Below are 13,303 nucleotides of genomic sequence, written 5' to 3' on the forward strand. Positions count from 1 at the left end.
ATGAAACACGAAACGATTGAAAAGAACGTCGGCCTGCTGATGCTGCTCATGGTGCTCGCCGTGAGCATCGGCGGCCTGACCCAGATCGTCCCGCTGTTCTTCCAGGACGTGACCAACAAGCCGGTGGAAGGCATGAAGCCCTACACCGCGCTGCAACTGGAAGGCCGTGACATCTACATCCGCGAAGGCTGCGTACAGTGCCACTCGCAGATGATCCGCCCGTTCCGCGCCGAGACCGAACGCTACGGCCACTATTCGGTCGCCGGCGAAAGCGTGTGGGACCACCCGTTCCTGTGGGGTTCCAAGCGTACCGGCCCGGACCTGGCCCGCGTTGGCGCGCGCTACTCGGACGACTGGCACCGCGCGCACTTGTACAACCCGCGCAACGTGGTGCCCGAGTCGAAAATGCCGGCCTACCCGTGGCTGGTCACCGCCGCCGTCGACAGCAGCCACACCGAGACCAAGTTGAACGTGATGCGCACCCTCGGCGTGCCCTACACCGACGATGACATCAGTGGCGCCGTCGCCAGCCTCAAGGGCAAGACCGAGATGGACGCGCTGGTTTCATACCTGCAAGTACTCGGCACTGCCATCAAGAGCAAGAGGTGAGCCATGGGATTTGAATTCGATGCGGGCACCATCCGCGGCCTTGGCACGCTGGTGGTCGCCATCGCCTTTATCGGCCTGTCGCTGTGGGTGTTCAACAACCGGCGCAATGCGGAATTCGAGCAGGCGCGCCTGTTGCCGTTCGCCGACGAACCTTCTCCATCCGACGCTCAAGAAGAGCCTGCAATAAGGAGCACTCGGCCATGACCCTATTCTGGAGTACATGGATCTGCGTACTGACCCTCGGCAGCCTGATCGGCCTGACCTGGCTGTTGATCGGCACCCGCAAGGGCGAGACCAAGGGCAGCGTCGACCAGACCATGGGCCACGCCTTCGACGGTATCGAGGAATACGACAACCCGTTACCCCAGTGGTGGTTCATGCTGTTCGCCGGCACCCTGGTGTTTGCGGTCGGCTATTTGATCCTCTACCCGGGCCTGGGCAACTGGAAAGGCGTGTTGCCGGGCTATGAAGACGGCTGGACCCAGACCAAGGAATGGGACAAGGAAGTGGCCAAGGCCGACGCCAAGTTCGGGCCGATCTTCGCCAAATTCTCGGCCATGCCCGTGGAAGAAGTGGCCAAGGATCCGCAAGCGCTGAAAATGGGCGGCCGCCTGTTCGCCTCCAACTGCGCGGTGTGCCACGGCTCGGATGCCAAGGGCGCATTTGGTTTCCCGAACCTGGCGGACAACATCTGGCGCTGGGGCGGTTCGGCTGAGGCGATCAAGACCACCATCCTCAACGGCCGCCACGCGGCGATGCCGGCGTGGGGTGACATGCTTGGCGATGAAGGGGTTAAAAACGTCGCCGCTTATGTGCGTCACGACATGGCCAAGCTGCCTCTGCCGGCCGACAACAGCGCGGACCTGGCCGCCGGCAAAGCGGCGTTCAACACCACTTGTGTCGCCTGCCACGGTCCGGAAGGCCACGGCATGGAAGCCATGGGTGCACCTGACCTGACCAAGCCGGCCGGCTACATCTACGGCACCAGCCTCGCGCAGTTGCAGCAGACCATCCGTCACGGCCGCCAAGGCCAGATGCCGGCGCAGGAAGTGCTGCAAGGTAACGACAAGGTGCACTTGTTGGCCGCCTATGTTTACAGCCTGTCCCACAACGCTGATGGCGCAACGCCAGAAAGCCCCGCTCAGTAACCCTTTACTGCCGCTACCGATCAGGAGCGGCAGCCGCTTTTTCTGTAGGAGCGAGCTTGCTCGCGAAGAACCTGAGGGCGAAGCGTTTATCCAGAATCAACGCGGCGCCCTTGAGTTCTTCGCGAGCAAGCTCGCTCCTACAGTGATCCTATGGCGTTTTCACTTACGCGACCAAGTGTCGCACCCTTCCAAAGCACAACTTTCCCCTCCTCACTTTCGGGTCTACGCTTGTTCCCACAGCGGACCAATCCTGGTGTACGCAACGGCATTCGTTGCGACCCCAAAAATTTCCTGTCCACTCGATCAGCTTTCGATTTCTGATTTTGTCCCTACGCGAAACATGGAAAGGGCGCAGAATCTGGCGTGGAACGCATTGATACAGGTCAGCCATTGCGTTGCAATGGCCCCTCGCTTTCTACATACTTGCGGCCGATTTTACCTATAAAAAAACCTAAACCGTGGAACCTTAGAATGAGCACAGCAATCAGTCCGACTGCTTATAACTATAAGGTAGTCCGCCAGTTCGCCATCATGACGGTGGTCTGGGGGATCCTTGGCATGGGGCTCGGGGTGTTCATCGCCTCGCAACTGGTTTGGCCGGAATTGAATTTCGGTTTGCCATGGACGACCTTTGGCCGCCTGCGCCCGCTGCACACCAACCTGGTGATCTTCGCCTTCGGTGGCTGTGCATTGTTTGCCACCTCCTACTATGTCGTGCAGCGAACCTGCCAGACGCGACTGATCTCCGACAGCCTCGCCGCCTTCACCTTCTGGGGTTGGCAAGCGGTCATCGTGAGCGCCATCGTCACCCTGCCGCTGGGGTACACCACCACCAAGGAATACGCCGAGCTGGAATGGCCGATCGCCATTTTGCTCGCCATCGTGTGGGTGACCTATGCCGTGGTGTTCTTCGGCACCATCGTCAAGCGCAAGACCAAGCACATCTACGTGGGCAACTGGTTCTACGGCGCCTTCATCCTGGTGACGGCGATGCTGCACATCGTCAACCACGCCTCGTTGCCGGTGAGCCTGTTCAAGTCCTACTCGGCCTACGCCGGGGCCACGGATGCGATGATCCAGTGGTGGTACGGCCATAACGCCGTGGGTTTCTTCCTGACCACCGGTTTCCTGGGGATGATGTACTACTTCGTGCCCAAACAGGCCGAACGTCCTATTTACTCGTACCGTTTGTCCATCGTGCACTTCTGGGCGCTGATCACCCTGTACATCTGGGCCGGCCCGCACCACTTGCACTACACCGCGCTGCCGGATTGGGCGCAGTCGCTGGGCATGGCGATGTCGATCATCCTGCTGGCCCCGAGCTGGGGCGGCATGATCAACGGCATGATGACCCTGTCGGGCGCGTGGCATAAATTGCGCACCGACCCGATCCTGCGCTTCCTTGTGGTATCGCTGGCGTTCTACGGCATGTCGACGTTCGAAGGGCCGATGATGGCGATCAAGACCGTCAATTCGCTGTCCCACTACACCGACTGGACCATCGGCCACGTACACGCCGGCGCTCTCGGCTGGGTGGCGATGATTTCCATCGGTGCGATCTACCACATGATCCCCAAACTGTTCGGCCGCGTGCAGATGCACAGCGTCGCGCTGATCAACACCCACTTCTGGCTGGCCACCATCGGCACCGTGCTCTACATCGCCTCGATGTGGGTCAACGGCATCACCCAAGGCCTGATGTGGCGTGCGATCAACGATGACGGCACCCTCACCTACTCCTTCGTCGAAGCGCTGCAAGCCAGCCACCCGGGCTACATCGTCCGCGCCCTGGGCGGTGCGTTCTTTGCTGCCGGCATGCTGTTCATGGCCTACAACGTCTGGCGCACCGTGCGTGCCTCCGACCCTGCAGAAGCCGAAGCCGCCGCCAAGATCGCCGTTGTGGGAGCCCACTGATGAAGCATGAAGTAGTCGAGAAGAATATCGGCCTGCTGGCCTTCTTCATGGTCATCGCCGTGAGTATCGGCGGCCTGACCCAGATCGTTCCGCTGTTTTTCCAGGACGTGACCAACAAGCCGGTCGAAGGCATGAAGCCGCGCACCGCGCTTGAACTGGAGGGCCGCGACGTCTACATCGCCAACGGTTGTGTCGGCTGCCACTCGCAGATGATCCGTCCGTTCCGCGCCGAAACCGAACGCTACGGCCACTACTCGGTCGCCGGTGAAAGCGTGTGGGACCACCCGTTCCTGTGGGGTTCCAAGCGTACCGGCCCGGACCTGGCCCGTGTCGGCGGGCGTTACTCCGATGACTGGCAGCGTGCGCACTTGTACAACCCGCGCAACGTGGTGCCTGAATCGAAAATGCCGGCGTACCCGTTCCTCGTGGAAAACAAGCTCGACGGCAAGGACACCGCGAAGAAGATGGAAGTCTTGCGCACCCTGGGCGTGCCCTACACCGACGAAGACATCGCCGGTGCAGCCGCAGCCGTGAAGGGCAAGACCGAAATGGACGCATTGGTGGCCTACCTGCAAGGCCTGGGCACCATCATCAAAAGCAAACGGTGACCTACATGGATATCGGGATGATTCGTGGCCTGGGCACCGTCGTGGTGATGGTGGCCTTTATCGGCCTGGCGTTGTGGGTGTTCAGCCCCAAGCGCAAGTCGGAGTTTGAAGACGCGACCTTGCTGCCCTTTGCGGATGATCCCGAAGCCATCAAGCACGTCGAGCAAGCTTCTAGGAGTAACAAAGAATGACTACGTTCTGGAGTCTGTACGTCACAGTCCTCAGTCTGGGTACCATCTTCGCCCTGACCTGGCTGCTGCTGTCGACCCGCAAGGGCCAGCGCGCCGAGCAAACCGACGAGACCGTCGGCCACTCGTTCGACGGCATCGAGGAGTACGACAACCCGCTGCCCAAGTGGTGGTTCATGCTGTTCGTCGGCACCATCATCTTCGCCCTTGGCTACCTGGCGCTGTACCCCGGCCTGGGCAACTGGAAAGGCTTGCTGCCGGGCTACAACTACCTCGACACCGACAAGCAAACCCCGTTCGCCAACGGCCAGACCGGCTGGACCGGCGTACACGAATGGGAAAAGGAAATGGCCAAGTCGGACGCCAAGTTCGGCCCGATCTTCGCCAAATTCGCGTCGATGCCGATTGAAGAAGTGGCCAAGGACCCGCAAGCCTTGAAAATGGGCGGCCGCCTGTTCGCCTCCAACTGCTCGGTGTGCCACGGTTCCGACGCCAAGGGTGCGTATGGCTTCCCCAACCTGACCGACGCCGACTGGCGTTGGGGTGGCGAACCCGCCACCATCAAGGAAACCATCATGAAGGGCCGCCATGCTGTCATGCCGGGCTGGCTGGATATCCTCAAGGAACAAGGCGTCAGCGACGTCGCCGCGTTCGTGGTGACCAACCTCGACGGCCGCAAGCTGCCCGAAGGCGTGAAAGCCGATGTGGCCAACGGCGAGAAACTCTTCGCCGCCAACTGCGTGGCCTGCCACGGCCCGGCCGGTAAAGGCACCCCAGCCATGGGTGCGCCTGACCTGACCCACCCCGGTGCCTTCATCTACGGTTCGAGCTTCGCCCAACTGCAGCAGACCATCCGTTGGGGTCGTCAGGGCCAAATGCCTGCGCAGGAGCAACTGCAAGGCAATGACAAGGTGCATTTGCTGGCGGCGTATGTGTACAGCTTGTCCCATGGGGATAAGAAGGCTGAAGAGCAGTAAGTCCTCGGAACATCAAGGCCCCGCGCAGCGAAAGCTGGCGGGGCTTTGTTCTTTCTGGCTCTTGGGGTTATGTGAACAGGAACTCACTACCACTCGTAGCTTCATACTTGCGGTTCGCGACAACCAAGTAGTAACGTAACTACATCCAGCCTGACGAAGGGGGAGCCCCTTATGACCATCACGACTATTTCCAGCCGCGAATTCAACCAAGACACAAGTGGTGCCAAAAAAGCCGCCCTCCAGGGGCCTGTTTTTATCACCGATCGCGGCAAGCCCGCTCATGTACTGCTAAGCATTGAGGACTACCAGAAACTGACAGGGCTCAATGCCGACATCGTTGATCTGCTAGTGATGCCAGAAGCGGCCGATATCGACTTCGAAACCGAACGCGCCGTGATCACTCATCGACCTGTGGACCTCTCTTGATGTATCTACTCGACACCAACGTTATTTCTGAGCTTCGCAAACCCCACGCCGACGCAAAGGTGGTCGCATGGGCAAAAAGTGTCATCGCTCCACGCATGTATATCTCTGCGATAACGCTTAAAGAATTGGAGACCGGGGTCTTGCGTATCGAGCGCCGAGACCCGGCACAAGGCAAGGTGCTAAGAACGTGGCTCAAGCGCCATGTAATGCCTGCTTTTGACTCCAGAATTCTGCCGGTGGATACCGCAGTCGCCTTGCGTTGCGCACATCTGCATGTGCCTGACCGGGCCAATGAAAGTGATGCACTGATTGCCGCTACCGCTCTGGTTCACGGGCTGACCGTGGTAACGCGCAACATCAGCGATTTCAAATCCAGCGGCGTTCCACTGATCAATCCATGGGACGAATGACCTGCTTACCCACCAAAACCGTCCATACTTCACAAGTCAATTGACCCAGATCACCTACACCATCAATTGATTTCCCCCAACGCGACCAAAGGTCGCACCCTTTGCATAGCATCGGGGGCGTATCATTAGGCCACTGCAACACCCCTAATTTGACCCCGGTTGGCACGTACTGGCCGAGGCAAATCTCCACCGCCGTGGGATGCAATGATGAGCGACCAAATACCGGTACATGACGTTACCCCGCCTGCCAAAACTGTCGACCTCTACGCCTCGCGAGAGAAGATCTACACCCGTGCCTTCACTGGCCTGTTCCGCAACCTGCGCATGCTCGGCGGTGCTGGTCTGTTCCTGCTCTACTTCGGCACCGTGTGGCTGAATTGGGGTGGCCACCAGGCCGTGTGGTGGAACCTGCCGGAGCGTAAATTCTTTATTTTCGGCGCGACTTTCTGGCCCCAGGATTTCATCCTGCTGTCGGGCATTCTGATCGTCGCGGCATTTGGCCTGTTCTTTATCACCGTGTATGCCGGGCGTGTGTGGTGCGGTTATACCTGCCCGCAAAGCGTGTGGACGTGGATCTTCATGTGGTGCGAAAAAGTCACTGAAGGCGACCGCAACCAGCGCATCAAACTCGACAAAGCGCCGATGGGCGCCAACAAGTTCCTGCGCAAATTCAGCAAGCACACCCTGTGGCTGCTGATCGGTTTTGTCACCGGCATGACCTTTGTCGGCTACTTCTCGCCGATCCGCGAACTGGTGTTTGACTTCTTCACCGGCCAGGCCGATGGCTGGTCGTATTTCTGGGTGGGTTTCTTCACCCTCGCCACCTACGGCAACGCCGGCTGGCTGCGCGAACAGGTGTGCATCTACATGTGCCCGTACGCACGCTTTCAGAGCGTGATGTTCGACAAGGACACCCTGATCGTTTCCTACGACCCACGCCGTGGCGAGCTGCGTGGCCCGCGCAAAAAAGGTGTCGACTACAAGGCCCAAGGCCTGGGTGATTGCATCGACTGCACGATGTGCGTGCAGGTGTGCCCGACCGGTATCGACATCCGCGACGGCCTGCAGATTGAGTGCATCGGCTGCGCTGCGTGTATCGACGCTTGCGACAACATCATGGACAAGATGGAGTATCCGCGCGGCCTGATCAGCTACACCACCGAGCACAACCTGTCCGGGCAGAAAACCCACAAATTGCGCCCGCGTCTGATTGGCTACGCGCTGGTGCTGCTGGCGATGATCAGCCTGTTGGTGGCCGCGTTCTTCATGCGCTCGCTGGTGGGTTTCGACGTGAGCAAGGACCGTGTGCTGTACCGCGAAAACGCCGAAGGCCGCATCGAAAACGTCTACAGCCTGAAGATCATGAACAAGGACCAGCGCGACCACACCTACGTGCTCGACGCCTCCGGATTGCCAGACCTCAAGCTGCAAGGCCGTCGCGAGATCAGGGTGGCCGCCGGTGATATCGTCAGCATGCCGGTCGAGCTGTCGAGTGCGCCGGAACAGTTGCCGTCGAGCACCAACGAGGTGAAATTCATTCTCACCGATGCCGATGACGCCAGCGTTCATATTGAAGCCAAGAGCCGATTCATCGGCCCACAAGTTCGTTAAAAGAGAGCAGAACCATGTCCGTAGCCACTGCCGCAAGCCCCTGGTACAAGCACCTCTGGCCCTGGATCATCATTGGGATCCTGGCCTGCTCGGTGACCTTGACCCTGTCCATGGTGACCATCGCGGTGAACAACCCGGACAACCTGGTCAACGACAACTACTACGAGGCCGGCAAAGGCATCAACCGCTCCCTGGACCGCGAACTGCTGGCCCAGACCCTGCAACTGCGCGCCAAGGTGCACCTGGATGAATTGACCGGTGAAGTCGAGGTGAACCTCACCGGCAACAGCAACCCGACCACCCTGGAATTGAACCTGATTTCCCCAACGCAGCCGGAGAAGGATCGCAAGATCAACCTGGCCCGCAGCGACAGCGAACCCGGCCGCTACATCGGCCAGGTCACCGACAAGGTCGAAGGCCGTCGCTTCGTCGAGTTGCTGGGCGTCGAAGGCGACCGCACCTGGCGCATGTTCGAAGAAGAACAGGTCAGCCACGACAAGGACTTGCTGCTGGGCGATGAACCGTTGCAGGGTGCTGAAGACCTGAAAAAATAGCAGCGCCATGACCAGCCCAATTCCCTGCTACCACTGCGCCCTGCCCGTTCCGTCGGGCAGCCGCTTCACCGCAGTGATCCTCGGCGAACGCCGCGAGCTCTGTTGCCCAGGCTGCCAGGCAGTGGCCGAAGCCATTGTGGCCGGCGGCCTGGAAAGCTATTACCAGCACCGTAGCGAAGCCTCGGCCAACCCCGAGGCATTGCCGGTGCAACTGGTGGACGAGTTGGCGCTGTACGACCGCGCCGACGTGCAAAAACCTTTTGTGCGCCACGAAGGCGAACTGGCCGAAGCCACCCTGTTGATGGAAGGCATCAGCTGCGCCGCCTGCGGCTGGTTGATCGAAAAACACCTGCGCGGCCTGCCCGCCGTGGCCGAAGCGCGACTGAACCTGTCCAACCATCGCCTGCAGGTGCGTTGGGCCGACGGACAACTGCCGCTGAGCCAACTGCTCATTGAGTTGCGTCACATCGGCTATGCCGCGCACCCCTATCAGCCGGACCGCGCCGCCGAGCAACTGGCCAGCGAAAACCGCCTGGCCCTGCGCCAGCTGGGCGTGGCCGGGCTCTTGTGGTTTCAGGCGATGATGGCAACCATGGCCACCTGGCCGGAATTCAATATCGACCTGAGCCCGGAGCTGCATGTGATCCTACGCTGGGTGGCGATGTTTCTGACAACGCCCATCGTGTTCTACAGCTGCGCACCGTTTTTCAAAGGGGCCATGCGCGACGTGCGCACGCGTCACCTGACCATGGATGTCTCGGTGTCATTGGCCATCGGTGGCGCCTATCTGGCGGGGATCTGGACCGCGATCACTGGCGTGGGCGAGCTGTATTTCGATGCCGTGGGCATGTTTGCGTTATTCCTGCTCGCCGGTCGTTACCTGGAACGCCGCGCCCGCGAACGCACGGCGGCCGCCACGGCGCAATTGGTCAATTTGCTGCCCGCCTCCTGCCTGCGCCTTAAAGCCGATGGCCAAAGTGAACGCATCCTGCTCCCTGAACTGGCACTGGGCGACCGCGTATTGGTCCACCCTGGCGCCGTGCTGCCAGCGGATGGCGTGATCCTCGATGGGCAATCGAGCATCGATGAATCCCTGCTCACCGGCGAATACCTGCCGCAACCGCGCCAGACCGGCGACGCGGTCACCGCAGGCACCCTCAACGTCGAGGGCGCGCTGACCGTCGAAGTGCGCGCCTTGGGCCACGACACGCGTTTGTCCGCCATCGTGCGCCTGCTGGAGCGGGCCCAGGCCGAGAAACCGCGCCTGGCGCAGATCGCCGACCGTGCCGCGCAGTGGTTCCTGTTGTGCTCGCTGATCGCCGCCGCGTTGATCGGCCTGTTGTGGTGGGAGTTGGATTCGTCGCGGGCGTTCTGGATTGTGCTGGCGATGCTGGTCGCGACCTGCCCCTGCGCGCTGTCCCTCGCCACACCCACCGCCCTCACCGCCGCCACCGGCACCTTGCACAAACTCGGCCTGCTGTTGACGCGCGGCCATGTGCTGGAAGGACTGAACCAGATCGACACGGTGATTTTCGACAAAACCGGCACCCTCACCGAAGGGCGCCTGGCATTAAGAGCCATCCGCCCCCTGGGCAACATGAGCACCGACCTGTGCCTGAGCCTCGCCGCCGCCCTGGAAAACCGCTCCGAACACCCGATTGCCCGCGCCTTCGGCCGTGCGCCACTGGCCGCTGATGAAGTCATCAGTTCGCCAGGGCTAGGCCTTGAAGGGCGTGTCAGCGAGCGCGTATTGCGCATTGGCCAGCCGGGGTTTGTCTGTGAACTCAGTGGTTGCCCGATTCCTGCTGCGCCGGAGGTTTCTGGCCAATGGCTGCTGCTCGGTGACCGCGAAGGCGCGCTGGCCTGGTTCGTCCTCGACGACCGCCTGCGCAGCGACGCGCCGGCCTTGCTCGCTGCGTGCAAGGCGCGTGGCTGGCGCACGTTGTTGCTGTCCGGCGACAGTTCGCCGATGGTCGCCAGCGTCGCCGCCGAACTGGGTATCGACGAAGCCCACGGCGGCCTGCGCCCCGATGACAAGTTGCAAGTACTGCAACAACTGCACAAGGAAGGCCGCAAGGTGCTGATGCTCGGCGACGGGGTCAACGATGTGCCGGTGCTCGCCGCCGCCGATATCAGCGTGGCCATGGGCACGGCCACCGACCTGGCCAAGACCAGCGCCGACGCGGTGTTGCTGTCCAACCGCCTGGACGCCCTGGTACAAGCCTTTACCCTGGCGCGGCGCACCCGCCGGGTGATCATTGAAAACCTGCTGTGGGCCGGGCTGTACAATGGCCTTATGCTGCCGTTTGCCGCCCTGGGTTGGATCACCCCGATCTGGGCCGCAATAGGCATGTCCCTCAGTTCGTTGACCGTGGTGCTCAATGCCCTGCGCCTGACTCGCCTGCCGAGCGCGCCAGCAGCTCGAGCCCCCTCAGTAACCCGCCCGCTGCCGGTGTGAGCCGCACGGCCATGGAGTGCAGATGCCAGCTTTATACGTGATGATTCCGGCGGCGCTGCTGTTAGTGGGCGTGGCCATCTACATCTTCTTCTGGGCGGTGGACAGCGGCCAGTACGACGACCTCGACGGCCCGGCCCATAGCGTGCTGTTCGACGACCAGGACCCGAACCACCTGGCCGGTGTCGAAGAGGCCAACCACGCCGAACAACCGCCGAAAGACCCGCCCCATGCTTGAACTGGCGCCACTGCTGGTCTCCGCGTTGATCCTCGGCCTGCTTGGCGGCGGCCATTGCCTGGGCATGTGCGGCGGGCTGATGGGCGCGCTGACCCTGGCGATCCCCAAGGAACAGCGTGGTCGCCGGTTTCAACTGCTGTTGGCCTACAACCTGGGGCGCATCTTCAGCTATGCCGCTGCGGGCGTGTTGATTGGCCTGGCCGGTTGGGCAGTGGCCAACAGCCCAGCGGCGATGTTCATGCGCGTACTGGCCGGGTTGCTGTTGATCAGCATGGGCCTGTACCTGGCCGGCTGGTGGAGCGGCCTCACCCGTATCGAAAGCCTCGGGCGCGGCCTGTGGCGCTATATACAGCCAGTCGCCAACCGTTTGCTGCCCGTGTCAAGCGTACCTCGCGCCTTGCTGCTGGGCGCGCTGTGGGGCTGGTTGCCGTGCGGGTTGGTCTACAGCACCTTGCTTTGGGCGGCGAGCCAGGGCAATGCGCTGGACAGCGGGTTGCTGATGCTGGCGTTCGGCCTGGGCACCTGGCCGGTATTGCTGGCGACAGGATTGGCCGCTGAGCGAGTCACAGCGCTTTTGCGTAAACGCAGCGTGCGGATGGCCGGTGGCTTATTAGTCATACTCTTCGGTATCTGGACGTTGCCAGGTCCGCACCAGCACTGGCTAATGGGCCATTAAAGCGCCATGTGGCATAGCGCCGCTCCCCGTTGATGCAAATCAAGATGCCACCTGCGACGCGCCCCTAGACTCGGCCCACTAGCCTATCCGGGGGAACGCCCGCATGCTCGACGCCATTCGTTGGGACACCGATCTGATTCACCGCTACGACCTGGCGGGACCGCGCTACACGTCCTACCCCACCGCCGTACAATTCGACAGCCAGGTCGGCACTTTCGACCTGCTTCACGCCCTGCGCGACAGCCGCAAAGCCGTACGACCGTTGTCGCTGTACCTGCATGTGCCGTTCTGCGCGAACATCTGCTACTACTGCGCCTGCAACAAGGTCATCACCAAGGACCGTGGCCGCGCCCAGGCCTACCTGCAACGCCTGGAGCAAGAGATCCAACTGGTGGCCTGCCACCTCGACCCGAAACAGCGGGTTGAGCAACTGCATTTTGGCGGCGGCACCCCGACCTTTCTCAGCCACGATGAACTGCGCCAGGTCATGGGCTGCCTGCGCCAGCACTTCAATTTGCTGGATGACGATTCCGGCGACTACGGCATCGAGATCGACCCCCGTGAAGCGGACTGGGCCACCATGGGCTTGCTACGTGAACTCGGCTTCAACCGCGTAAGCATCGGCCTGCAAGACCTCGACCCCGAGGTGCAACGGGCGGTGAATCGCCTGCAGAGCCTGGAGGAAACCCGCGCGGTGATCGACGCGGCGCGCACCCTGCAATTTCGCTCGATCAATATCGACCTGATCTACGGCTTGCCCAAGCAAACGCCGATCAATTTTGCGCGCACCGTGGAAGAAGTCATCAGGCTGCAGCCCGACCGTCTGTCAGTGTTCAACTACGCGCACCTGCCTGAACGCTTCATGCCCCAGCGGCGTATCAGCACCGACGACCTGCCCTCCCCGGCGTCAAAGCTGTTGATGCTGCAAACCACCATTGAGCAACTGACCCAGGCCGGCTACCGTTACATCGGCATGGACCACTTCGCCCTGCCCGACGACGAGTTGGCCATCGCCCAGGAAGAAGGCACTCTGCAACGCAATTTCCAGGGCTACACCACCCACGGCCATTGCGACTTGATCGGGCTCGGGGTGTCGGCGATCAGCCAGATCGGCGACCTGTACTGCCAGAACAACAGCGACCTCAACGGCTACCAGAACACCCTCGCCGGTGCGCAACTGGCCACCAGTCGCGGCCTGGTGTGCACCACGGATGATCGGTTGCGGCGGGAAGTGATCCAGCAGTTGATCTGCAATTTCAGCCTGGCCTTCGAGACGATCGAGCAGGCCTTCAACATTGATTTTCGCGGGTACTTCGACGACATCTGGCCACAACTTGACGCCATGGCCGAGGATGGCCTGATCGAACTCGACGCCCAGGGCATTCGCGTATTGCCAGCCGGGCGATTGCTGGTGCGTTCGGTGTGCATGGTGTTCGATGCCTACCTGGAGCACCAGAACAGGCAACGATTTTCGCGAGTGATCTGAGAC

Annotated in this window: 15 protein-coding genes; all 15 read left to right on the forward strand. The window is 61.3% G+C overall.

Annotation, left to right across the window (positions count from 1 at the left end; translation table 11 throughout):
• The 15 genes from ccoO (HX868_RS23360) (at window position 1) to hemN (ending at window position 13,300) form a co-directional block, all read left to right on the forward strand.
• A complete protein-coding gene (gene ccoO / locus HX868_RS23360) occupies window positions 1-609 on the forward strand; it encodes a cytochrome-c oxidase, cbb3-type subunit II (RefSeq protein WP_065873836.1) in 609 nt (202 codons plus the stop codon).
• Window positions 610-612: 3 nt separating this feature from the next.
• Window positions 613-813, forward strand: coding sequence for a cbb3-type cytochrome oxidase subunit 3 (locus HX868_RS23365; RefSeq protein ID WP_010208563.1), 201 nt, complete (start codon window positions 613-615; stop codon window positions 811-813).
• Entirely contained in the window at window positions 810-1,757 is a 948-nt protein-coding gene (ccoP, locus tag HX868_RS23370) for a cytochrome-c oxidase, cbb3-type subunit III (protein WP_177004508.1), read from the forward strand. Before HX868_RS23365 ends, ccoP (HX868_RS23370) begins: the two co-directional genes overlap by 4 nt.
• 471 nt (window positions 1,758-2,228) lie before the next feature.
• The gene (gene ccoN / locus HX868_RS23375) at window positions 2,229-3,671 is read left to right on the forward strand and encodes a cytochrome-c oxidase, cbb3-type subunit I (RefSeq protein WP_177004509.1); all 1,443 of its coding nucleotides are present in this window, start codon (window positions 2,229-2,231) and stop codon (window positions 3,669-3,671) included.
• The gene (ccoO, locus tag HX868_RS23380) at window positions 3,671-4,279 is read left to right on the forward strand and encodes a cytochrome-c oxidase, cbb3-type subunit II (RefSeq protein WP_003193167.1); all 609 of its coding nucleotides are present in this window, start codon (window positions 3,671-3,673) and stop codon (window positions 4,277-4,279) included. Before ccoN ends, ccoO (HX868_RS23380) begins: the two co-directional genes overlap by 1 nt.
• A 5-nt stretch (window positions 4,280-4,284) precedes the next feature.
• Window positions 4,285-4,470, forward strand: a complete 186-nt coding sequence (locus HX868_RS23385; RefSeq protein ID WP_003175465.1) for a CcoQ/FixQ family Cbb3-type cytochrome c oxidase assembly chaperone — start codon at window positions 4,285-4,287, stop codon at window positions 4,468-4,470.
• Complete coding sequence (ccoP, locus tag HX868_RS23390; RefSeq protein WP_177004510.1) at window positions 4,467-5,444, forward strand: cytochrome-c oxidase, cbb3-type subunit III; 978 nt, start codon at window positions 4,467-4,469, stop codon at window positions 5,442-5,444. Before HX868_RS23385 ends, ccoP (HX868_RS23390) begins: the two co-directional genes overlap by 4 nt.
• 171 nt (window positions 5,445-5,615) lie before the next feature.
• Complete coding sequence (locus HX868_RS23395) at window positions 5,616-5,870, forward strand: type II toxin-antitoxin system Phd/YefM family antitoxin (protein WP_177004511.1); 255 nt, start codon at window positions 5,616-5,618, stop codon at window positions 5,868-5,870.
• The gene (locus HX868_RS23400; RefSeq protein ID WP_177004512.1) at window positions 5,870-6,280 is read left to right on the forward strand and encodes a type II toxin-antitoxin system VapC family toxin; all 411 of its coding nucleotides are present in this window, start codon (window positions 5,870-5,872) and stop codon (window positions 6,278-6,280) included. Before HX868_RS23395 ends, HX868_RS23400 begins: the two co-directional genes overlap by 1 nt.
• Window positions 6,281-6,487: 207 nt before the next feature.
• Entirely contained in the window at window positions 6,488-7,891 is a 1,404-nt protein-coding gene (gene ccoG / locus HX868_RS23405) for a cytochrome c oxidase accessory protein CcoG (protein WP_177004513.1), read from the forward strand.
• Window positions 7,892-7,905: 14 nt separating this feature from the next.
• On the forward strand, window positions 7,906-8,445 hold the full coding sequence (locus tag HX868_RS23410; protein ID WP_015885303.1) for a FixH family protein: 540 nt from the start codon (window positions 7,906-7,908) through the stop codon (window positions 8,443-8,445).
• Window positions 8,446-8,452: 7 nt separating this feature from the next.
• On the forward strand, window positions 8,453-10,903 hold the full coding sequence (locus tag HX868_RS23415; RefSeq protein ID WP_177004514.1) for a heavy metal translocating P-type ATPase: 2,451 nt from the start codon (window positions 8,453-8,455) through the stop codon (window positions 10,901-10,903).
• A gap of 22 nt (window positions 10,904-10,925) precedes the next feature.
• Complete coding sequence (ccoS, locus tag HX868_RS23420) at window positions 10,926-11,138, forward strand: cbb3-type cytochrome oxidase assembly protein CcoS (protein WP_038847971.1); 213 nt, start codon at window positions 10,926-10,928, stop codon at window positions 11,136-11,138.
• Window positions 11,131-11,814 carry a sulfite exporter TauE/SafE family protein gene (locus tag HX868_RS23425; protein ID WP_177004515.1) on the forward strand — a complete coding sequence of 228 codons (684 nt, stop codon included), beginning with the start codon at window positions 11,131-11,133 and terminating at the stop codon, window positions 11,812-11,814. The genes ccoS and HX868_RS23425 overlap by 8 nt, the downstream gene beginning before the upstream one ends.
• 103 nt (window positions 11,815-11,917) lie before the next feature.
• Window positions 11,918-13,300 carry an oxygen-independent coproporphyrinogen III oxidase gene (gene hemN, locus HX868_RS23430; RefSeq protein WP_177004516.1) on the forward strand — a complete coding sequence of 461 codons (1,383 nt, stop codon included), beginning with the start codon at window positions 11,918-11,920 and terminating at the stop codon, window positions 13,298-13,300.
• Window positions 13,301-13,303 lie beyond the last annotated feature (3 nt).

Source organism: Pseudomonas reactans (genome assembly GCF_013385825.1).
Lineage (GTDB): Bacteria > Pseudomonadota > Gammaproteobacteria > Pseudomonadales > Pseudomonadaceae > Aquipseudomonas > Aquipseudomonas reactans.

Bases quoted from the DNA above. Each gene is read 5' to 3' on its own strand.
- ccoO (WP_065873836.1), top strand. From the start codon at position 1: ATGAAACACGAAACGATTGAAAAGAACGTCGGCCTGCTGATGCTGCTC.
- HX868_RS23365 (WP_010208563.1), top strand. From the start codon at position 613: ATGGGATTTGAATTCGATGCGGGCACCATCCGCGGCCTTGGCACGCTG.
- ccoP (WP_177004508.1), top strand. From the start codon at position 810: ATGACCCTATTCTGGAGTACATGGATCTGCGTACTGACCCTCGGCAGC.
- ccoN (WP_177004509.1), top strand. From the start codon at position 2,229: ATGAGCACAGCAATCAGTCCGACTGCTTATAACTATAAGGTAGTCCGC.
- ccoO (WP_003193167.1), top strand. From the start codon at position 3,671: ATGAAGCATGAAGTAGTCGAGAAGAATATCGGCCTGCTGGCCTTCTTC.
- HX868_RS23385 (WP_003175465.1), top strand. From the start codon at position 4,285: ATGGATATCGGGATGATTCGTGGCCTGGGCACCGTCGTGGTGATGGTG.
- ccoP (WP_177004510.1), top strand. From the start codon at position 4,467: ATGACTACGTTCTGGAGTCTGTACGTCACAGTCCTCAGTCTGGGTACC.
- HX868_RS23395 (WP_177004511.1), top strand. From the start codon at position 5,616: ATGACCATCACGACTATTTCCAGCCGCGAATTCAACCAAGACACAAGT.
- HX868_RS23400 (WP_177004512.1), top strand. From the start codon at position 5,870: ATGTATCTACTCGACACCAACGTTATTTCTGAGCTTCGCAAACCCCAC.
- ccoG (WP_177004513.1), top strand. From the start codon at position 6,488: ATGAGCGACCAAATACCGGTACATGACGTTACCCCGCCTGCCAAAACT.
- HX868_RS23410 (WP_015885303.1), top strand. From the start codon at position 7,906: ATGTCCGTAGCCACTGCCGCAAGCCCCTGGTACAAGCACCTCTGGCCC.
- HX868_RS23415 (WP_177004514.1), top strand. From the start codon at position 8,453: ATGACCAGCCCAATTCCCTGCTACCACTGCGCCCTGCCCGTTCCGTCG.
- ccoS (WP_038847971.1), top strand. From the start codon at position 10,926: ATGCCAGCTTTATACGTGATGATTCCGGCGGCGCTGCTGTTAGTGGGC.
- HX868_RS23425 (WP_177004515.1), top strand. From the start codon at position 11,131: ATGCTTGAACTGGCGCCACTGCTGGTCTCCGCGTTGATCCTCGGCCTG.
- hemN (WP_177004516.1), top strand. From the start codon at position 11,918: ATGCTCGACGCCATTCGTTGGGACACCGATCTGATTCACCGCTACGAC.